Source organism: Quadrisphaera sp. DSM 44207 (assembly GCF_900101335.1).
Classification (GTDB): Bacteria; Actinomycetota; Actinomycetes; order Actinomycetales; family Quadrisphaeraceae; genus DSM-44207.
Window position 1 is genome coordinate 385706 of sequence record NZ_FNKA01000001.1, and the last position, 18265, is coordinate 403970.

At 77.5% G+C, this 18265-nt stretch carries 20 protein-coding genes, 1 tRNA gene and 1 pseudogene; 9 read left to right on the forward strand and 13 right to left on the reverse strand.

The genetic code is table 11. The features are described from left to right. Window positions 1-8: 8 nt before the first annotated feature. The 3 genes from BLS82_RS01785 to BLS82_RS01795 are packed head-to-tail and all read right to left on the reverse strand — an operon-like array spanning window position 9 to window position 2649. Window positions 9-824: an energy-coupling factor ABC transporter ATP-binding protein gene (locus tag BLS82_RS01785; protein ID WP_092861062.1), complete on the reverse strand. Its 816-nt coding sequence runs from the start codon at window positions 822-824 to the stop codon at window positions 9-11. Then, entirely contained in the window at window positions 821-1603 is a 783-nt protein-coding gene (gene cbiQ / locus BLS82_RS01790; protein WP_092861064.1) for a cobalt ECF transporter T component CbiQ, read from the reverse strand. Before cbiQ ends, BLS82_RS01785 begins: the two co-directional genes overlap by 4 nt. Beyond that, a complete protein-coding gene (locus BLS82_RS01795; protein WP_092861066.1) occupies window positions 1600-2649 on the reverse strand; it encodes an energy-coupling factor ABC transporter permease in 1050 nt (349 codons plus the stop codon). The genes cbiQ and BLS82_RS01795 overlap by 4 nt, the downstream gene beginning before the upstream one ends. Before the next feature lie 134 nt (window positions 2650-2783). Here BLS82_RS01795 and BLS82_RS01800 point away from each other — a divergent pair, with 134 nt between their 5' ends. The 4 genes from BLS82_RS01800 (at window position 2784) to BLS82_RS01815 (ending at window position 5260) form a co-directional block, all read left to right on the forward strand. Then, window positions 2784-3254, forward strand: coding sequence for a peroxiredoxin (locus BLS82_RS01800; protein ID WP_092861068.1), 471 nt, complete (start codon window positions 2784-2786; stop codon window positions 3252-3254). 21 nt (window positions 3255-3275) lie between these two features. Continuing rightward, window positions 3276-3357 (forward strand) — tRNA-Leu (locus tag BLS82_RS01805). A gap of 44 nt (window positions 3358-3401) precedes the next feature. Next, the gene (locus BLS82_RS01810) at window positions 3402-4076 is read left to right on the forward strand and encodes an HAD family hydrolase (protein ID WP_092861070.1); all 675 of its coding nucleotides are present in this window, start codon (window positions 3402-3404) and stop codon (window positions 4074-4076) included. A gap of 29 nt (window positions 4077-4105) precedes the next feature. Further along, complete coding sequence (locus BLS82_RS01815) at window positions 4106-5260, forward strand: S1C family serine protease (protein ID WP_092861072.1); 1155 nt, start codon at window positions 4106-4108, stop codon at window positions 5258-5260. A gap of 122 nt (window positions 5261-5382) precedes the next feature. On the opposite strand, the gene rdgB is transcribed toward BLS82_RS01815, so the two are convergent. Continuing rightward, on the reverse strand, window positions 5383-6036 hold the full coding sequence (gene rdgB / locus BLS82_RS01820; RefSeq protein WP_092861074.1) for an RdgB/HAM1 family non-canonical purine NTP pyrophosphatase: 654 nt from the start codon (window positions 6034-6036) through the stop codon (window positions 5383-5385). Then, window positions 6033-6788, reverse strand: coding sequence for a ribonuclease PH (gene rph / locus BLS82_RS01825; protein WP_092861076.1), 756 nt, complete (start codon window positions 6786-6788; stop codon window positions 6033-6035). The genes rdgB and rph overlap by 4 nt, the downstream gene beginning before the upstream one ends. A gap of 92 nt (window positions 6789-6880) precedes the next feature. Between rph and BLS82_RS01830 the strand changes: the two genes are divergently transcribed. After that, the gene (locus tag BLS82_RS01830; RefSeq protein ID WP_092861078.1) at window positions 6881-7816 is read left to right on the forward strand and encodes a cupredoxin domain-containing protein; all 936 of its coding nucleotides are present in this window, start codon (window positions 6881-6883) and stop codon (window positions 7814-7816) included. Between the two features lie 62 nt (window positions 7817-7878). On the opposite strand, the gene BLS82_RS01835 is transcribed toward BLS82_RS01830, so the two are convergent. The 4 genes from BLS82_RS01835 to clpS are packed head-to-tail and all read right to left on the reverse strand — an operon-like array spanning window position 7879 to window position 10457. Continuing rightward, entirely contained in the window at window positions 7879-8673 is a 795-nt protein-coding gene (locus BLS82_RS01835; RefSeq protein ID WP_092861080.1) for an MBL fold metallo-hydrolase, read from the reverse strand. Further along, window positions 8670-9524 (reverse strand): glutamate racemase, encoded by an 855-nt coding sequence (gene murI / locus BLS82_RS01840; protein ID WP_092861082.1) that lies wholly within the window; start codon window positions 9522-9524, stop codon window positions 8670-8672. The genes BLS82_RS01835 and murI overlap by 4 nt, the downstream gene beginning before the upstream one ends. A gap of 11 nt (window positions 9525-9535) precedes the next feature. Next, window positions 9536-10126, reverse strand: coding sequence for a DUF2017 domain-containing protein (locus tag BLS82_RS01845; protein WP_092861084.1), 591 nt, complete (start codon window positions 10124-10126; stop codon window positions 9536-9538). A gap of 40 nt (window positions 10127-10166) precedes the next feature. Then, window positions 10167-10457 (reverse strand): ATP-dependent Clp protease adapter ClpS, encoded by a 291-nt coding sequence (gene clpS, locus BLS82_RS16215; protein WP_369811032.1) that lies wholly within the window; start codon window positions 10455-10457, stop codon window positions 10167-10169. Between the two features lie 34 nt (window positions 10458-10491). Between clpS and BLS82_RS01855 the strand changes: the two genes are divergently transcribed. Continuing rightward, complete coding sequence (locus tag BLS82_RS01855; RefSeq protein WP_255378049.1) at window positions 10492-11790, forward strand: nicotinate phosphoribosyltransferase; 1299 nt, start codon at window positions 10492-10494, stop codon at window positions 11788-11790. A gap of 102 nt (window positions 11791-11892) precedes the next feature. On the opposite strand, the gene BLS82_RS01860 is transcribed toward BLS82_RS01855, so the two are convergent. Together BLS82_RS01860 and BLS82_RS16220 are read right to left on the reverse strand one after the other, a co-directional pair. Further along, a complete protein-coding gene (locus tag BLS82_RS01860; protein WP_369811033.1) occupies window positions 11893-12900 on the reverse strand; it encodes an aminotransferase class V-fold PLP-dependent enzyme in 1008 nt (335 codons plus the stop codon). Further along, window positions 12800-13927 (reverse strand): hypothetical protein, encoded by a 1128-nt coding sequence (locus BLS82_RS16220; RefSeq protein WP_255378050.1) that lies wholly within the window; start codon window positions 13925-13927, stop codon window positions 12800-12802. Before BLS82_RS16220 ends, BLS82_RS01860 begins: the two co-directional genes overlap by 101 nt. Window positions 13928-14123: 196 nt before the next feature. Between BLS82_RS16220 and BLS82_RS01870 the strand changes: the two genes are divergently transcribed. The 3 genes from BLS82_RS01870 (at window position 14124) to BLS82_RS01880 (ending at window position 17169) form a co-directional block, all read left to right on the forward strand. Beyond that, complete coding sequence (locus tag BLS82_RS01870; RefSeq protein ID WP_143028706.1) at window positions 14124-15299, forward strand: sensor histidine kinase; 1176 nt, start codon at window positions 14124-14126, stop codon at window positions 15297-15299. Then, on the forward strand, window positions 15296-15958 hold the full coding sequence (locus BLS82_RS01875; RefSeq protein WP_092862555.1) for a response regulator transcription factor: 663 nt from the start codon (window positions 15296-15298) through the stop codon (window positions 15956-15958). Before BLS82_RS01870 ends, BLS82_RS01875 begins: the two co-directional genes overlap by 4 nt. Before the next feature lie 137 nt (window positions 15959-16095). Beyond that, window positions 16096-17169, forward strand: a complete 1074-nt coding sequence (locus BLS82_RS01880; RefSeq protein ID WP_092861092.1) for an SGNH/GDSL hydrolase family protein — start codon at window positions 16096-16098, stop codon at window positions 17167-17169. 91 nt (window positions 17170-17260) lie between these two features. On the opposite strand, the pseudogene BLS82_RS16675 reads toward BLS82_RS01880, so the two are convergent. Both BLS82_RS16675 and BLS82_RS01885 read right to left on the reverse strand, forming a co-directional pair. Continuing rightward, window positions 17261-17560, reverse strand: a pseudogene (locus tag BLS82_RS16675) (VOC family protein); the annotation flags it as partial. Beyond that, the gene (locus BLS82_RS01885; RefSeq protein WP_092861094.1) at window positions 17527-18198 is read right to left on the reverse strand and encodes a MarR family winged helix-turn-helix transcriptional regulator; all 672 of its coding nucleotides are present in this window, start codon (window positions 18196-18198) and stop codon (window positions 17527-17529) included. The gene BLS82_RS01885 and the pseudogene BLS82_RS16675, both read right to left, overlap by 34 nt. Between the last annotated feature and the right edge of the window lie 67 nt (window positions 18199-18265).

Below are 18265 nucleotides of genomic sequence, written 5' to 3' on the forward strand. Positions count from 1 at the left end.
CGGGCAACCTAGCGCGCGCCCGATCCGTCGGCAGTCCGGGAGGCCGGGTCGAACCCGAACGGCAGCTCCAGGCGGTGCGCGGCCAGCAGCTCGGCGTCGGCGAGCAGCCGCCGCGTCGGGCCGTCGGCGACGATGCGGCCGCCGTCCAGCACCACCGAGCGCGGGCAGGTCTGCAGCGCGTACGGCAGGTCGTGGGTGACGACGACGACCGTGACGTCCAGGCGCTCGAGCACCTCCGCGAGCTCCCGGCGGCTGGCCGGGTCGAGGTTGCTCGTCGGCTCGTCGAGCACGAGCACCTCCGGCCGCATCGCGAGCACCGTGGCCACCGCCACGCGCCGCCGCTGCCCGAAGGACAGGTGGTGCGGAGGGCGGTCGGCGGCGTCCGCCATGCCCACCTGCTCCAGCGCCCGCCCCACCCGCCGCTCCAGCTCCTCGCCGCGCAGGCCGGCGTTGCGCGGCCCGAACGCGACGTCGTCGCGCACGGTGGGCATGAACAGCTGGTCGTCCGGGTCCTGGAAGACCAGGCCCACGCGCCGGCGCACCTCCGCCAGGCTCGCGCGGGTCAGCGGCAGGCCGCCCACGACGACCTCGCCGCTGCCGGTGCCGCCGGCGACCGCGCCGAGCACGCCGGCCAGGTGCAGCACGAGCGTCGTCTTGCCGGCGCCGTTGGGGCCCAGCACGGCGACGCGCTCGCCGCGCTCGACCACCAGGTCCACGCCGAAGAGCACCTGGCGCCCGTCGGGGTGGGCGAACGCCAGGCGCCGCACCTGCAGGGACGGCGGCGCTCCGGACGACGGCGTTCCGGACGACGGCGCGGCGCTCACGCCGCGCTCCCTGCGAGGGGGCCCGCGCCGGCGGCGAGGGCCGCGACGACGGCAGCCGCCGCCGGCAGCGCCGCCGCCGCCAGCCACTGCGGCGCGCGGGCGCGCACCCCCTCCGGCGCCACCGCCCCGCCGCGCCAGCCGCGCGCGAGCATCGCCTGCTGCACGCGCTCCCCCCGCTCGTAGGTGCGCACGAACACCGCGCCGACGCCCGCGGCCACCGCCGCCAGGTGCCGGGCGCGGCTGGCGGGGGCGCCGCGCACCTCCCGCGCGATCCGCACCCGGCGCAGGTCGTCGGCGACCACCGCGGCGTAGCGCAGCATGAACGCCATCACCGACAGCAGCGGCGCGGGCAGGCGCAGCCGCTCCAGACCTGCCAGCAGGTCGCGCGGTGCGGTCGTGCTGGCCAGCAGCACCGCCGCGCCCGTCCCGAGCGTCGCCTTGGCGAGCAGCGTGCCGGCACCCAGCAGGCCCGGCTGCGAGAGCGCCACGCCGGCGACCTGCGTGCGCGGGCCGGTCGCCACGAGGGGCAGCAGGAGGGCGGAGACGGCGAACGGGGCCTCCACGACGAGGCGCCGGCCGAGCACGGGCAGCGGCACCCGGGCCAGGAGGACGGCGAGCAGCAGCAGGGCGGCCTGGGCGGCGAACGCGGCCCAGGCGCCCGCCGGGGTGGCGACGACGGCGAGGGCGAACAGCACGAGGGCGAGGGTCTTCACGTGCGCGGGCAGCCGGTGCACGGGGCTGTCGCGCACCACGAGCAGCCCGTCGACGCCGGCGCTCACCCCCGGGCGCCGCGGCGCGCCCGCAGGGAGCGGGACGCGCTCGCGGCCGCCAGCGCGAGGAGCACGGTGACGAGGACGCCGGCGACGCCGGCGAGCCCGGTCGCCACCGCCGGGCTCGTCACGCCGCGCAGCGCGTAGTCCGCCAGCGGCGAGGCGGCCGTCAGCGGCGAGGCGGCCGCGGCGTCGAAGCCGAGCACCGCGCTCACGCGCTCCAGGCCGTCCGGGGAGGTGCTGGCCACCAGGCCCGCCAGCCCGGCGACCACCGCGGTGACCGCCAGCCCGGTGGCCAGCGGCAGCGCCGCCCGGGCGGGCGCCGCCGGGTGCGCCGCCGGGTGCGCCGCCGCGCTCGCCGTCACCGTGCTGCGGACGCCGGCGGCGTCCACGAGCACGAGGTCCGGGCGCAGGTGCCGCGCGGCGTGCACGAGGTCCGGGCGGGTCGCCACCACCGCCGCGACCACGGAGGCGGTGATCACCGCCTCCCCCAGGCCGATGACGAGGTGCCAGCCGCCCATCGCCAGCGCCAGGGCGCCGACGGGCACGGGCACGGCGCCGCCGATCGCGTACAGGCCCGTGAAGGCGAGCGCGGCGGCGGGCACGGAGACCAGGCCGGCCGCGGCGGCGGCCGGCACGGCGCTGCGCGGGCGCCGCGGCAGCACCGAGAGCACCGCGCGCTGCACCAGCGCCGCGGCCACGACGGCGACGACCGCCAGGAGCAGCACGTTGGTGCCCAGCGCCGTCAGGCCGCCGTCGGCGAACAGCAGCGCCTGGACGGCGAGGACGACCGTCATGCACAGCACCGCCGTCCACGGGCCCACCAGCGCCACGGCCAGCGCGCCGCCGACCAGGTGGCCGCTGGTGCCGGCCCCGACGGGGAAGTTGACCGTCTGGGCGGCGAAGACGAACGCCGCGGTCAGGCCCGCGAGGGGGGCGCCCGCCTCCCGCACCTCCTGCCCGGAGCGCTGCAGCGCCGCGCCCACCGCGCCGGCGGCGACCGCCGCGGTCGCTGCGGAGGTCGTCGCGTCGAGGAAGCCGTCGGGCACGTGCATGGCCGCGAGTCTCCTGCTACCTGCGACAGCGTCGCAACCAGCGTCCCGGCGGTGCCGGGGCCCGTGCGTGCGCACGGGTCGGCGCCCGTCCGCGAGGACGGCCGCCGCACGGGCCGCCGCGTAGGCTGCGGCGCGTGAGCCAGCGACTCGAGGTCGGCGACCCGGCCCCGGACTTCACCCTCCCGGCGGTCCCGGGCGGCACCTTCTCGCTGTCCGGGCACCGCGGGCGCTCGGTGGTCGTCTACTTCTACCCGGCCGCCAGCACGCCGGGCTGCACCACGCAGGCGTGCGACTTCCGCGACTCCCTGGCCTCGCTGCAGGGCGCGGGCTACGACGTCGTGGGAGTCTCCCCCGACGACCTGGACGCCCTGCAGCGGTTCGCCGCCGACGAGCACCTGACCTACCCGCTCGCCAGCGACCCCGATCACGCCGTCCTCCAGGCGTGGGGCGCGTGGGGCGAGAAGACCGCGTACGGGCGCGCGAGCACGGGGGTGATCCGCTCCACGGTGGTCGTCGACCCCGAGGGCCGGGTGGCGCTGGCGCGCTACGGCGTGAGGGCCAGCGGCCACGTCGCGCGCCTGCGCGAGGAGCTCGGCCTCGGCTGACGCGCGTGCCGGGGCTCCGTCGCGCGAGTGGTGAAACTGGCAGCCACGCAGGGTTTAGGTCCCTGTGCCTCCGGGCGTGCGGGTTCGAGTCCCGCCTCGCGCACCGACCGGGTGGGTGGCCCGCGCCCTCGGGGGTAACAGGGGGCCATGGCCGACACCGCGATCTTCGACGTCGACGGCACCCTCGTCGACACCAACTACCAGCACGCCCTGGCCTGGTACCGGGCGTTCCGCCGCTACGACATCACCCGCCCCCTGTGGCGCATCCACCGCGGCGTCGGCATGGGCGGCGACATGTTCGTGCCGAGCATCGGCGGCGAGGACGTCGAGGCGCAGCACGGCGACGAGCTGCGCGACGCGTGGGTCGAGGAGTTCGACCGCCTCATCGACGAGGTCCAGCCCTTCGAGGGCGCCCGGGACCTGCTGCAGGAGGTCAAGGACCGCGGCTTCCGGCTGGTCCTGGCCAGCTCGGGGAAGTCCCAGCACGTCGAGCACTTCCTGGACCTCGTCGACGGCAAGGACCTCGCCGACGCCTGGACCACCTCCGAGGACGCGGAGAAGAGCAAGCCCGAGCCCGACCTCGTGCGGACCGCGCTGCAGCGCGTCGAGGGCGCGCAGGGCGTGATGGTCGGCGACTCCACCTGGGACTGCATCGCGGCGGGCAAGCTGGACGTGCCCACCCTCGCCGTGCGCACCGGGGGCTTCTCGGTCGAGGAGCTGACCGACGCCGGCGCCGTCCGCGTCTTCGACTCCCTCGGGCAGCTGCGCGAGCACCTGGACGAGACGCCGCTGGGGCGCCCGAGCGGCGAGCGCGCTGCGTGAGGACGGCCCGGCCGGGTAGGAGGCCGGGCATGCCCACGACGCTCCCCCGCACCCCGGCGGCCGCGCTGGCCGCCGGGCTCCTCACCGCCGCCCTGGTCACGGGGTGCACCGGCACCGGCATCCCGGGCACCGACTCCGGCGACGAGGCGGCGTCCGAGGCGGCGGCGTCCGCGGACGACGCGACTCCCGGCGGCGGCACGACCGGCGGCACGACCGGCAGCGCGGCCGGCGGCACGACCGGCAGCTCGGGGAGCGGCTCGGGCGGGACGGGCACCGGCGGCCTGGAGGACGTGCCGGGGGTCGCGCAGGAGCTCGCGCCCAGCGTGGTGACGATCCTCACCGGCGGGGGCACCGGCAGCGGCGTCATCTACGCCGAGGACGGCCTGGTCGTCACGAACGAGCACGTCGTGCGCGGCTCCACCGACGTCGAGGTGGCCTTCGCGGACGGGCAGCGCGCACCGGGCCGGGTGACGGCCACCGACGCGATCACCGACCTGGCCCTCGTGCAGACCGACCGCACCGACCTGCCGGCCGCGACGTTCCAGGAGGAGCTGCCCGGGATCGGCACGCTGGCCGTCGTGATCGGCAGCCCCCTGGGCTTCCAGAACAGCGTCACCGCCGGCGTGGTCTCGGGGCTGCACCGCGAGATCCCCGGCTCGGCCACGCAGGGCCAGCAGTCGCTGGTGGACCTGGTGCAGACCGACGCCGCCATCAGCCCCGGCAACAGCGGCGGCGCCGTGTCGAACGCCGAGGGCGAGGTCATCGGCATCTCCGAGGCGTACATCCCGCCGCAGGCCGGAGCGGTCGCCCTCGGCTTCGCCATCCCGGCGGCCACCGCGGTGGACGTCGTGGAGCAGCTGCTGGAGGACGGGCGCGCCGAGCACGCCTTCGCGGGCATCGCCCCCGCGGCGCTGACCCCCGAGATCGCGCAGCAGTTCGGCCTCGAGGCCACCGAGGGCTCCCTGGTGCGCGGCGTCGTCCCGGACGGCCCGGCCGAGCAGGCCGGTCTGCGGGCCGGTGACGTCATCACGGCGGTGGACGACGAGCCGATCGCCACGCCGGAGGACTTCCTCGCCGCGCTGCGCTCCCGCGACCCGGGGGACGCCGTCACGCTGACGGTGCGCAGCCCTGGCGGGGAGCCGCGGGAGGTCGAGCTGGAGCTGACCGACCGCCCGGAACGCTAGGGGCGCGCGCTGCGCCCCGCCCGCCGGCGGGCGGGGCGCAGCGCGCGCCCCTAGCGTTCCGGCGATGAGGTTCTTCTACGTCGCCAGCGCGGCCTCGACCGCCTACCGCCTCTACCAGCGCCTCAGGCGCTCGCGCCGCGCGGCCCCTGCTCCGGTGCGCCGCCGAGGCCGAGGGCCGACGCCACCTGCGGCGCGAGGGCGCGGAAGGCGCGTCCGCGGTGGCTGATCGCCTCCTTCTGCGCCGCTGACAGCTCCGCGCACGTGACGTCCAGGCCCTGCGGCACGAGCGCCGGGTCGTAGCCGAAGCCGCCGCTGCCGCGCGGCTCGCGCACCAGGGCGCCGCGCAGCCGGCCGAGCTCGACGCGCTCGGCGCCGTCGGGGGTGACCAGGGCCGCCGCGCAGACGAACTCGGCGCCCCGGTGCTCGTCGGGGACGTCGGCGACCTGGGCGAGCAGCAGGGCCAGGTTCGCCGCGTCGTCCCCGTGGCGCCCGCACCAGCGCGCGGAGAAGATGCCGGGCGAGCCGCCGAGGACGTCGACGGCGATGCCGGAGTCGTCCGCGACCGCGGGCAGGCCGGTCGCGGCGACGACAGCCCGCGCCTTCAGCAGGGCGTTCTCGGCGAAGGTGACGCCGGTCTCGGGCACGTCGGGCAGGCCCAGGTCCCCGGCGGCGAGGACCTCCACGACGTCCGCACCGCCCAGGGAGCCGGTGAGGATCGAGCGCAGCTCGCCGACCTTGTGCGCGTTGCGCGTGGCCAGCACCAGGCGGGCGGTCACGACGTCAGCGCCTGCGCCTGCACGCGGGTGAGCTCGGCGCAGCCGGCGAGGGCCAGGTCGAGCATGGCGTCGAGCTCGCCGCGGTCGAACGGCGCGCCCTCGGCGGTGCCCTGCACCTCCACGAACCGGCCCGAGCCGCTGACGACGACGTTCATGTCGGTGCCGGCCCGCACGTCCTCGGTGTAGTCGAGGTCGAGCACCGGCACGCCGCGGCCGCCGAGCCCGACCACGCCCACGCTGACGGCGGCCACCGACTCGCGCAGCGGGTCCCTGCGCACGACGCCCTTCGAGCGGGCCCACGCCACGGCGTCGGCGAGCGCCACGTAGGCGCCGGTGATCGCGGCCGTGCGGGTGCCGCCGTCCGCCTGCAGGACGTCGCAGTCGAGGACGACGGTGTTCTCGCCGAGGGCCTTCAGGTCCACGGCCGCGCGCAGCGAGCGGCCGACGAGGCGGGAGATCTCCTGGGTGCGCCCGCCGACCTTCCCCTTGACCGACTCGCGGTCCGAGCGGGTGCTCGTCGCGCGCGGCAGCATCGCGTACTCGGCCGTCAGCCAGCCCTCGCCGCTGCCCTTGCGCCAGCGCGGCACACCCTCGGTGAACGAGGCGACGCACAGCACCGTGGTGCGGCCGAACTCCACGAGCACGCTGCCCTCGCCGGCCTCCAGGTAGCGCCGGGTGATCCGCACCTGGCGCAGCTGGTCCGGGGCGCGCCCGTCGGCGCGGGTCGGGACGGTCGGGAGGGCTTCGGCCATGCGGGCGAGCCTAGGCGCGCCGGCTCCAGCGCCGGCGCGCGCCTGCCGATGGGCAGCGGACGCCGACGACCGGCCCGGCCCAGGAGGACCTCGTGCGCTACCGCCTCGTGACCCGCAGCGACTTCGACGGCCTCGTGTGCGCCGTCCTGCTGCGCTCCCTCGACCTCGTGGACGAGATCGCCTTCGTCCACCCCAAGGACGTCCAGGACGGCGTCGTGGAGGTCACCGGAGGCGACATCCTGACGAACCTGCCCTACGCGCCCGCCGCGCACCTGGTCTTCGACCACCACTCCAGCGAGGTGCTGCGCAACGCCGCGGCCGCCAACCACGTGATCGACGCCGCCGCGCCGTCGGCGGCCCGGGTCGTCTTCGAGCACTTCGGCGGCGCGACGCGCTTCCCGCAGGTCTCCTCGGAGCTCATGCGCGCGGTGGACCAGGCCGACTCCGCCGCGTACTCCCTGCAGGACGTGCTGGAGCCGGCCGGCTGGACGCTGCTGAACTTCCTCATGGACAGCCGCACCGGGCTCGGGCGCTTCCGCGACTTCCGGATCTCCAACTACGACCTGATGATGCAGCTGATCGACGCGTGCATCGAGCACGACGACGTCGAGGCGATCCTCGCCCTGCCGGACGTCGCCGAGCGCGTCGCGCTCTACCAGCAGCAGGCCGACCCGTTCGCCGCGCAGCTGCGCCGCGTCAGCCGCCTGCACGGCGACGTCGTCGTGGTGGACCTGCGCGGCGAGGACGTCATCCACGCCGGCAACCGGTTCCTCGTCTACGCGCTGTTCCCGGCCGCGCGCGTGTCCGTGCACGTGATCCCCGGCCGCGCGGGCCTGAACACCGTGCTCGCGATGGGCAGGTCGATCCTCGACCGCACCTCGAGCGCGGACGTCGGCGCCGTCGCGCTGCGCCACGGCGGGGGCGGGCACGTGGCGGCCGGCACCTGCCAGGTGCCGCACGAGGACGCCGAGCGGGTGCTGGCCGAGGTCGTCGGGTCGCTGGGCGGCCCGCGCCCGGCCCTCGTCTGAGGCGACCCCGCGGCCCGGGCGACCCGCGGCTGGGCCGGCCGGTGGCTGGGCCGGCCGGTGGCTCAGACCACGAGGACGGCGCCCGGGGCGGCCAGCTCCAGCGGGCCGGGGTACTCGGCGCGGGCCTCGGCCTGCACGGCGCCGGGCGGGGTCCACGGCGGCAGGTGCGTGAGCACGAGCCGGCGGGCGCCGGCCTCGGCGCCCGCCCGCCCGGCCCGCCGGCCGGTCAGGTGCAGGTCGCGCGGCTCGTCCCACTCCTCCAGCAGCGAGGCCTCGGACAGCAGCAGGTCGGCGTCGCGCCCCAGCTCCAGCAGCGCCGGGCAGGTGTCGGTGTCGCCGGTGTAGGCCAGCACGCGCTCGCCGCCGCCCTGGCCCTGCTCGGCGGGTCCGGTGACCCGCAGGCCGTAGGTCTCCACCGGGTGGTTCATCCGGTGCGGCACCACCGTCAGCGGCCCGATCCGCACCGGGTCGTGCTGGCGCCAGGCGCTGAAGGCCAGCACCCGCGCCAGGGGCCGCTCGTCGGTCAGGTCGTAGGCGCGGGCCAGGCGGCGCGGGGCCCCCGACGGCGCCCACACCGCCACCGGCGGGGTGTCGCGCCGTCCGGCGGGGCCGTACTTCAGAGCCACGTACAGGGCGGTGGCGTCCAGGCAGTGGTCGGCGTGCAGGTGGCTGAGCAGGACGGCGTCCAGCCCCGTCGGCTCCACGTGCCGCTGCAGCGGGCCGTAGGCGCCGCTGCCGAGGTCGAGCACGACGCGCCACGTGCGGCCGGCGTCGTCCTCGGCCTCCACCAGGTAGCACGACGCCGGGGAGCCCGGCCCGGGCACCGAGCCCGAGCAGCCGACGACGGTGAGCCTCACCGGGCGCTCCTGCGCGGCACGACGGGGATCGACGCGGTCGTCAGCGCCGTGGTGTGCCGCTCGGCGCTCAGCGCCGCGGGAGCCGCGGTGCCGAGGAAGCGGCGGGCGAGGTCGGTGAACGTGGCCGGGTCCCCGGTGGTGAGGAAGCGGTGGCGGGGCTGCGGCAGGCCGTCGGGGCGCGCGGCGTCGCGCTGCACCAGCTCGCGGTAGACCGCCTGCGCCGTCTCCTCGGCGCTGCTGACCAGGCTGACGCCCTCCCCCACCACGTACGACAGCGCCCCGGTCAGCAGCGGGTAGTGGGTGCAGCCGAGCACGAGCGTGTCGACGTCCGCGGCGACGACCGGCGCGAGGTACTCGCGGGCCGCGGCCAGCAGCTCGGGGCCGGAGGTGACCCCGGCCTCGACGAACTCCACGAAGCGCGGGCACGCCTGCGTCGTCACCCGCACGTGCGGGGCGGCGGCGAAGGCGTCGGCGTAGGCGCCGGACGTCGCCGTCGCCGTCGTGCACACCACCCCCACCCGGCCGTTGCGCGTGGTCGCCACCGCCCGCCGCACCGCGGGGCGGATCACTTCGACGACCGGGACGTCGTAGCGCTCGCGGGCGTCGTGGAGCACCGCGGCGCTCGCGGAGTTGCACGCGATGACGAGCAGCTTCACGCCCTGGGCGACGAGCTCGTCGAGGCACTCGAGCGCGAAGGCGCGCACCTGCGCCAGGGGGCGGGGCCCGTAGGGGGCGCGGGCGGTGTCGCCGAGGTAGACCACGGGCTCGTGCGGGAGCTGGTCGAGCACGGCGCGGGCGACGGTCAGGCCCCCGACCCCCGAGTCGAAGATGCCGATCGGTGCGTCCGCCACGAGCGCGAAGACTACGTGCCGGCCCCGCGCGCGGGCGGGCGCGCCTGCAGCTGGGCGGTCAGGGCCGTGACGAGGGTCTCCTGCAGCCAGGTGAGGAAGTCGTAGACCGCCGCCATCCAGGCCCGGGGGTCCTCGGGGGCCAGCTGCGCGGTGCGCCCCAGCAGCTGCTCGGCGTCCTCGTCGCTGCGCAGCTCCAGGCGGGTGGCGAGCACCAGCCGGACGTCGTTGAGCGCCGTCAGCCACGCCTGGGCCTCGACGTCGTCCAGCTGCAGGGGCCCGGGCCGGTCCAGGGTGTGCCGGGCGGTCGACAGCGCCTCGCGCTTGCGCCGCCGCAGGGTGCCCTCGGTGAGGCGGCGGAACTCCGCGGCGGCCTCCGCGTCGTCCCGGGCGGCCTCCGGCAGCAGCCGGGCCAGCGCCGGGTCCGTCGGCGTGGTCGCCTCCGGGCTCAGCTCGACGAGGGCCTCGAGCGGGTCCACCAGGTGCAAGCGGCCGTCGTCCAGGAGGTCCTCGACCTCCAGGAGCAGCCCCGCGAGCAGGGTGCGCTCGTCCTCGTCCAGCCGGGCGCCGACCCCGCGCCGGGTCCGCTCGAACCGGCGTGCCACCGCCTGCCTCCTCCGCTCGCGCGCCTGCCGGCCCGCTGCTCTACGACTTGCTGAACGTCGCCCACAGCCCGAAGCCGTGCATCGCCTCGGTGTCCCGCTCCATCTCCTCGCGCGTGCCGGAGGAGACCACCGCCCGGCCGGCCTCGTGCACCTGCCGCATGAGCTTCTCCGCCTTGGCCCGCGGGTAGCCGAAGTAGCTCTGGAAGACGTAGCTGACGTACGACATCAGGTTGACGGGGTCGTTCCAGACGATGGTCACCCACGGCGCGTCCGGGCGCGCGAGCTCCTCGGCGTCCAGCTGCTCGGCCTCGGCGGGAGAAGCCGTCGCGATCACGGTCCCCACGCACCCACTCTACGGTGAGCGGGTGCAGACCTCACCGCTCCCCTCGACGGCGCTGCTGACGGACCACTACGAGCTGACGATGCTGCGGTCGGCGCTGCGAAGCGGCGCGGCCGCCCGCCGGTGCACCTTCGAGGTCTTCGCGCGGCGGCTGCCGCACGGGCGCCGCTACGGCGTCGTCGCCGGCACCGGCCGGCTGCTGGAGGCGATCGCGCGGTTCCGCTTCGACGAGCCCGTCCTCGCCCGGCTGCGGGAGGCCGGCACGGTCGACGAGGCCACCCTCGAGCACCTGGCGTCCTGGCGCTTCACCGGAGACGTGGACGGCTACGCCGAGGGCGAGGTGTTCTTCCCCGGCTCCCCGGTGCTGACGGTGACGGCCCCCTTCGGCGAGGCCGTGCTGCTGGAGACGCTCGTGCTCTCGGTGCTCAACCACGACAGCGCGGTCGCCGCCGCGGCGGCCCGCATGGTCAGCGCCTCCTCGGGCCGGCCGCTGATCGAGATGGGCACCCGGCGCACCCACGAGGAGGCCGCCGTGGCGGCGGCGCGCGCCGCCTTCCTCGCCGGCTTCTCCGCGACCTCGAACCTGGAGGCCGGACGCCGCCACGGGCTGCCGACGACCGGCACGAGCGCGCACGCGTTCACGCTGCTGCACGAGACCGAGGAGGAGGCGTTCGCCGCCCAGGTCGCCGCGCTCGGCACGGGCACGACGCTGCTGGTGGACACCTACGACATCCGCCGGGGCATCACCACCGCCGTGCAGGTCGCCGGCACCGGCCTCGGCGCGGTGCGCATCGACTCCGGGGACCTCGCCGTCCTGGCCCACCAGGCGCGCGAGCAGCTGGACTCCCTCGGCGCGACGTCGACGCGGATCGTGCTCTCCGGGGACCTCGACGAGCACGCCCTCGCCGCGCTCGTCGCGGCGCCCGTGGACGCCTACGGCGTCGGGACGTCGGTCGTGCTCGGCTCCGGGGCCCCGACCGCCGGCATGGTCTACAAGCTCGTGGACGTCGAGGGGCGCCACGTCGCCAAGCGCTCGGAGTCCAAGACCACCCACGGCGGGCGCAAGGTCGCCGTGCGCCGGCACCGCGCCAGCGGGACGGCGACGGAGGAGGTCGTCAGCGCGGACGGCGCGCCCCCCGCGGAGCCGGGCGACCGCGCGCTGCAGGTGCCGCTGGTGCGCGGCGGCGAGCCGGTGCCCGGCCTGGCGGCGCTGGAGGACTCGCGCCGGCACCTGCGCGAGGTGATGGTCACGCTGCCGTGGGAGGGCCTGGCGCTCTCGCGCGGGGAGCCGGCGATCCCGACCCGCCAGCTGCCGCCGCGCTGAGCGCACCGTCCGCGCCCGTGCCAGCACCACGGCGACCCGGAGTCCGCGCACGTGCTGACACCCGCGCCGCCCCGGGCCGGCGCTGCCGTCGCCCGGGAGCGCTCAGCGCAGGGCCGCCAGCACCCGGGCCACGTCCTCCTCGTCGTTCCACAGGTGGAAGGACAGCCGCACCGCCCCGGCGCGGGGCACCGCCGTGACCCCGGCCGCGCTCAGGCGCGCCAGGGCGCGGCCGTCGGGGTCCGGGACGGCGACCACCGCCCGCCGCGCCGGAGGCAGCCCCAGGCCCTCCAGGACGGCATCGGCCAGCCCGGCGTCGTGCCGGTGCACCTCGTGCGGGTCGAGGGCGGCGAACAGCTCCAGCGCCGGGACGGCCCCCACCCACGGCAGCCAGGCCGGGGAGACGTCGAAGCGGCGCGCGTCGCGGGCCAGCGCCATGTGCGGCCCGTACACCGAGGCCCACACGTCCTCGCCCGCGTACCAGCCGGCGTCCACGGGCACCAGCTCGTCCCAGCGCCGCGGCGCCACGGTGCCGAGGGCGACGCCGCGCGGGGCGCACAGCCACTTGTACGCCGAGGTCACCGTGACGTCGAAGTCCCCCGCCCGCACCGGCAGCCACCCCACGGCCTGGGTGAGGTCGCAGAAGGTGGTCGCCCCGACGCGGTCGGCGGCCTCGCGCACGGCCGCGGCGTCGGCGAGGGCACCGTCCGCGGACTGCACGAGGGAGAAGGCGACCAGGTCGCAGCCCTGCGCGACGGCGTCCGCCAGGCCCGCGAGCGGCACCTGGCGCACCGCGACGTCCCGCCGCTCCTGCTGGACGAGGAAGGGGAAGACCACGGAGGTGAAGTCCTCCGCCACGCAGACCACGCGGGCGCCGTCCGGCAGGGACGCCGCCACGGTGCCCGCCGTGACGGACGCCTGCGCACCGACGCTGACCCACTCGGTCGGCACGCCCACCAGCCGCGCGTACAGCTCCCGGGCGCGGGCCACGGACCGGTCGTAGGCGCGGGCGTCAGCGCGCCCGTCCGCCCACTCCTGCACGGCGGCGCCCAGGGCGTCGCGCACCCCGGCCGGCGGCAGGCCGAGCGTCGCGGCGTTGCAGTAGCCGGGCACGTGCGGGAACTGCGCCCGCGCGGTCGAGAGGTCCACGCCGCGATGCTGCCAGCCGGGCGCCGCGCGGGGGTCGCCGCAGCACCAGGAGCACCCCCGCCGCGGTCGCCGCGGCCAGGACGGCGAGGGCGAGCAGCGTGGGCGCGTCCGGGCGCAGGAGGGCCTGGCCGCGCAGCGCCTGCCACGCCAGCAGCACCACGAGGGCGGCCTGGGCGGTGCCGGCGACGGCGACCAGGCGGGCCCGCGTGCGCGGGTCGAGGCCCGTTCCGCGCGCCAGCGCCCACGCCAGCAGCGGCAGGACCTGCAGGGCGTGCAGGCCGGCGAAGTGGGCCACGCGCAGGTCCCCGTGGGCGGTGCTCCACCCGGTCAGCGGCAGCCCCGGGCCGCCGTCCGGCGCGCCGACGGTGTGCCCGCCGGTGGGGTTCCAGGCGCCGTTGGTGATCATCAGCACCGCCTCGGCCATGCCGAGCAGGCTCACCGCGACGCCCCACCCGATGCCGGCGGCGACCCCCGCGTCCAGGTCGCGGTTCCGCAGCGCCAGCACGCCGGCCGCGACGGTCGCCAGGAAGACGAGCGAGATCACCGCTCCCATCGCCTGGAAGAGGGCGCCGTCGAACGGCGTGGTCGCGTTGAAGTGGCTGCTCGTGTCGCGCAGCACCTGGGTGGTGATGGCGCCCAGCTCCAGCACGAGGGCCACGGCCACCGCGGCGCTGACCGCCCCGGTGGCGCGGCGGTGCCCGCGCACGTGCGAGAGCACCCAGCGCAGCGAGAGCAGGTAGGCGGTGACGGACACGGCGAACTTCGCCGGCTTCAGCCACGCGGGCGCACCCGTGATCGTCCGGTCGTCGAGCACCAGGCCGGCGGCGGAGACGGCGAGGAGCGCGGCCGAGGCCGCGGCGCCGACCGCCAGGACGGTGCCCGGGTCGAGCCGGCGCCGGCCTCCGCCGGCGAGGCGGCGGGCGCGCTCGGCGGGGGTCGCGGGGACCGCGGGGACCGCGGGGACCGCGGGGACTGCGGCGGTGGTGGTCATGCGGTCAGCGTGGGGGCGTGCGGTCCGCGGCGTCGTCGGCCCCGCGGCCGCCTCCTCCTCGTCCCCGGGGACGAGGAGGAGGCGGCCGCTCGGGACGGTCCGCGGGGACGGCGGCGCGGCTAGCATCCCCGCCACCGGGGCTGCCCCGGCCCCGCTGGCGCGCACCGCGCGGCCCGGCACCGAGGAGCGCACGAGCGTGGAACGCGACACCGAGCGGCAGTCCCCGGTGCCCGAGCGCATCTACGCGGGCGTCGCGCTCGCGGCCGCCGTCCTCGGCCTGCTCGAGGGCCCGCGGACGCCGCTGGTCCTCGGCTGCGTGCTGCTCTCCCTCGTGCCGTCGGCGCTCGTGGCCGCCGGCCGCGACCTGCCGCTGGGGGCGTTCGCGCTGCTGTCGATCGCCCCGGTGGTGCTCCTGGTGGCGGTCCACGGCGTCGGTGGCGCCGTCTTCCTCGCCACGGTCGCCGCCAGCCGCGTGGCCAGCCGCGCGGGCCCCGGCGCCCTCGTCGGGGCGACCACGGCGGCCGTGGTGGCGCTGCCCTTCCTGCCGTTCCTCCTGCCCGCCGGTGCGCGGGACGCGGGCTCGGTGTACTTCGCGTTCGGCGACCTCCTCGGCGTGCTCGTCGGCCTCCTCGTGCACCGCGCCACGGCGCTGGCCGAGGACCTGCGGGCGGCCGACGCCCGCCTCGCCGAGGCGGCGGCCCGCGAGGAGCGGCACCGCATCGCCCGCGACGTCCACGACCTGGTCGCGCACTCCCTCACCGTCGTGGTGCTGCACGTCGGCGGCGCCCGGCGGGTGCTGCGCACCGACCCGGCCGCCGCCGAGGGCGCCCTCGCGGACGCCGAGCGGGTGTGCCGGGAGAGCCTGGACGGCATCCGCGGCGTCGTGGGCCTCCTGCGCGACGAGCGCGAGGAGCGCCCGGTGCTCTCCCTGGACCTGCAGGAGCTCGCCGACGGCTACCGCGCCGCGGGGCTGCCGGTGGCGCTGCGCACGAGCGGTGCGCTCGAGGCGCTCCCCCTGGTGACCCGCGTGACGCTGCACCGCGTGGTCCAGGAGGCCCTCGCCAACGCCGCCCGCCACGCCGACCCGCCGTCCGCGGCGGTGGACGTCGCCGTCGAGGGCAGCGGTGTGCTCGTGCGCGTCAGCAACCCGGTGCGCGAGGGAGCCGGGGCGGCGGCGTCCTCGGGCGGCTACGGGCTGGTGGGGCTGGCCGAGCGCGTGGCCTCGGTCGGCGGTGACCTGGCGGGCGGCCCGGACGGCGGCGCGTGGGTCGTGCGCTGCCGCCTGCCGCTGCCCGGGGCGTCGACGCGGCCCTCGCGCGCGGCGTCCGCGGCGTCCGCGGCGGGGACGGCGGGGACGGGGAGGACGGCGTGAGCGGCGCGGGCGTGCGGATCGTGCTCGCGGACGACCAGGCGATGGTCCGCTCGGGCCTGGCGATGGTCCTCGGCTCCGAACCGGGCTTCTGCGTCGTCGCCCAGTGCGAGGACGGGTCCGCGGTCCTGCCGGCGGTGCGGGCGCACCGGCCCGACCTCGTGCTCCTGGACGTGCGGATGCCCCGCGTCGACGGCCCGGAGGCCACGCGCCGGCTGCGCGCGGACCCCCAGGCGCCGCCCGTGCTGGCGCTGACGACCTTCGACGACGACGAGGTCCTGTGGGCGGCGCTGGACGCCGGCGCGGCGGGCTTCGTCCTCAAGGACAGCCCCGCCGAGCTGCTCGTGGACGCCGTGCGCGCCGTCGCCGCGAGCGGGGCCTGGCTGGACCCGCGCGTGCTGCCCCGGGTCCTGGAGCGCGCCCGCGGGCGCCCGGACCGAGCCGCGGGCTCGCGCGTGCTGGAGCGGTTGACGCCCCGGGAGGCGGACGTGCTGCGGCTGGTGTGCCGCGGCGCGAGCAACGGCGAGATCGCGCAGGCGCTGCGGATGGCGGAGCGGACGGTGAAGTCCCACGTCTCGGCGATCCTGGCCAAGCTGGGGGCCCGCGACCGGGCCGCGGCCATCGTCGCGGCCTACGACGCCGGGCTGGACCCGCGACGCTGAGCCGCCCGCCCGTGCTCGCCCACGGCTGACCGGGCGCGGCCGGCCACCGACCGCGCGCGGACCGCTCCCCGACCACCCACTTCATGTGACTCTGCGTCAATACTTTGACACGGAGGGTTCGGCGTGGGGAGGCGGCGGTGGCGAGGGAGCAGGCGTGGCGGACGGGCGCCAGGGCCGGTGCCGCGGCGGCGGGGGCCGTCGTCGCGGCCCTCGCCCTCGCGCCGGCGACGGCCGCGGGCGCCTCGTACGCGGCGCTCGGGGACTCCTACTCCTCCGGCACCGGCACGCGCGCGTACCTCACCGACGGGACGTCGTGCTCGCGGTCGGTGTACTCCTTCCCCTCGCTGCTGGCCAGCGGCCGGGGCTACGCGCTCGACCTGCGCGCCTGCGCCGGAGCGACCACCGCCGACGTCGCCGCGCTGCAGCTGGGCGCCCTCAGCGGCGCGACGGCGCACGTGACGCTCACGGTCGGCGGCAACGACGCCGGCTTCGTCGACGTGCTCACCGAGTGCGCCAGGCCCGCGTGGATGAGCGACTGCACCGCCGCGGTCGACCGGGCGCAGGGCGTCATCACCTCCTCGCTGCCGGGCCGCCTGGCCTCCCTGTACGCCGCGGTGCGCTCGCGCGCCCCGCAGGCGCGCGTGGTCGTCGCCGGGTACCCGCGGGTGTTCAACGGCACCGACTGCAACTCCGCGACGTGGTTCTCGGCCGCGGAGATGTCGCGGCTGAACGCCACCGCCGACCTGCTCAACGCCACGGCCGCCGCGGCGGCGAGGACGGCGGGCGTCTCGTACGCGAACCCGACGGCGTCGTTCACCGGTCACGCGGTGTGCGACCCCTCCGCGTGGGTCAACGGCCTGTCGAGCCCCACCGCCGACTCGTACCACCCGAACCGCTCCGGGCACGCCTCCGGCTACGCGCCGCTGGTCGGCACCGCGCTCACCGGCAGCGCCGTGCCGGTGAGCGCGGCCACCCTCGCGCTGGCGGAGGCGTCCGCGGAGGACCTCGCGGCGCGGCAGCGGCCGCACGCGGCGCAGGACCGCACGATCGAACCCGCCGTGGTGCGCGCCCCCGACCTCACCAGCCCCGAGGCGAGGGCGGCCGCGGCGAGGGCCGGGGTGGACCTGCGCAGCCGCGCCAGCATCGACGCCGCCGACCGCAGGTACGAGGAGCAGCAGGCGACCGCCCGCGGCGCCGCAGGAGGGACCTGAGCTGCAAGGACGTGGACCGGCGCCGTCTCGACCACGCCGCCCCCGCCCGTCCCCGGGGTCGCGGCCGGTCCAGGGCGCCCCAGGTGGATCGGGCCGCGGCGGCGTGCAGGGCGGCGCGGTCGGCGACGGCGAGGCCGAGGTGGTCCAGGCCGACCCGGTCCTGGTCGAAGCGGTCGGCGGCGGGCGCGACCGGGCGCAGGCCGAGCAGACCCGACCCGAGCCGGCAGACCACTCCGCCGTACAGGAACCCCAGCTGCTCGCGGGTGCGCTCGTCGGCGTCCGGTGGCACCTCGAAGGCCACGGGCAGGGCGAACACCCGGTCGTAGAAGGCCCGGGAGCGGGCGATGTCGGTGACGGTCAGCCGCACGTGGGCGAAGCCGTCGACGGCGATGCTCGTGCCCCGGTCTGCGTCGAGCGGCGCGCCAGGTGGCCGAGCGCCCCGGTGCCCGGGCCGCGACCCGCCCCGGGACCGCTCGCCACGGACCGGTCCTCGGGAGGCACCGCGTTCGCCGGAGAGGTCGTCCGCAGGTGCGCGTTGTGGGCCGTCATCGCGGCGACGACGTTGGTGAGCAGGTGTTCCACCTGCTCCAGGACGGCGTCGCCGTAGCCGTCCAGGACGCGGTCGAGCTGCTCGCCGGTGGGGGTGAAGAACTCCTCGGTCCGCGCGCGGGCCCGCGGCGTCAGGCGCACCCGTACGACGCGGCGATCGGCGTCCTCGCGGCTGCGGACGACGAGACCGGACGTCTCCAGGCGGTTCAGCAGGGTCGCCGTGGCCCCCGAGGTCAGGCCCGTGCGCTCGGACAGCCGCGCCGGTGTCAGGGGCTCCGCGGTGCTCTCGGCCCACAGGACCTCGGCCACGGCGACGGCGTCGCTGACGTGCACCCCCAGCGTCCGGGCCAGGTGACGGGTCAGCTCGACGTGGGTGTCGGTGTAGGAGCGCAGCAGCTGCAGCACCCTGGCCCGCTGGCCGGGCCTGAAGAGGGAGTCGCCCTCGTCGATCTGCTCGTCCTGCTCGCCCTGGACCGCCACGCGTGCACTCTACTCGATCGCGGAGTACCTTGATGATGAAGGTTCTTCGCCGAGGAGCCATCTGATC

Bases quoted from the DNA above. Each gene is read 5' to 3' on its own strand.
- BLS82_RS01795 (WP_092861066.1), bottom strand. From the start codon at position 2,649: ATGCACGTGCCCGACGGCTTCCTCGACGCGACGACCTCCGCAGCGACC.
- BLS82_RS01810 (WP_092861070.1), top strand. From the start codon at position 3,402: ATGGCCGACACCGCGATCTTCGACGTCGACGGCACCCTCGTCGACACC.
- BLS82_RS01815 (WP_092861072.1), top strand. From the start codon at position 4,106: ATGCCCACGACGCTCCCCCGCACCCCGGCGGCCGCGCTGGCCGCCGGG.
- rph (WP_092861076.1), bottom strand. From the start codon at position 6,788: ATGGCCGAAGCCCTCCCGACCGTCCCGACCCGCGCCGACGGGCGCGCC.
- BLS82_RS16220 (WP_255378050.1), bottom strand. From the start codon at position 13,927: ATGACCACCACCGCCGCAGTCCCCGCGGTCCCCGCGGTCCCCGCGGTC.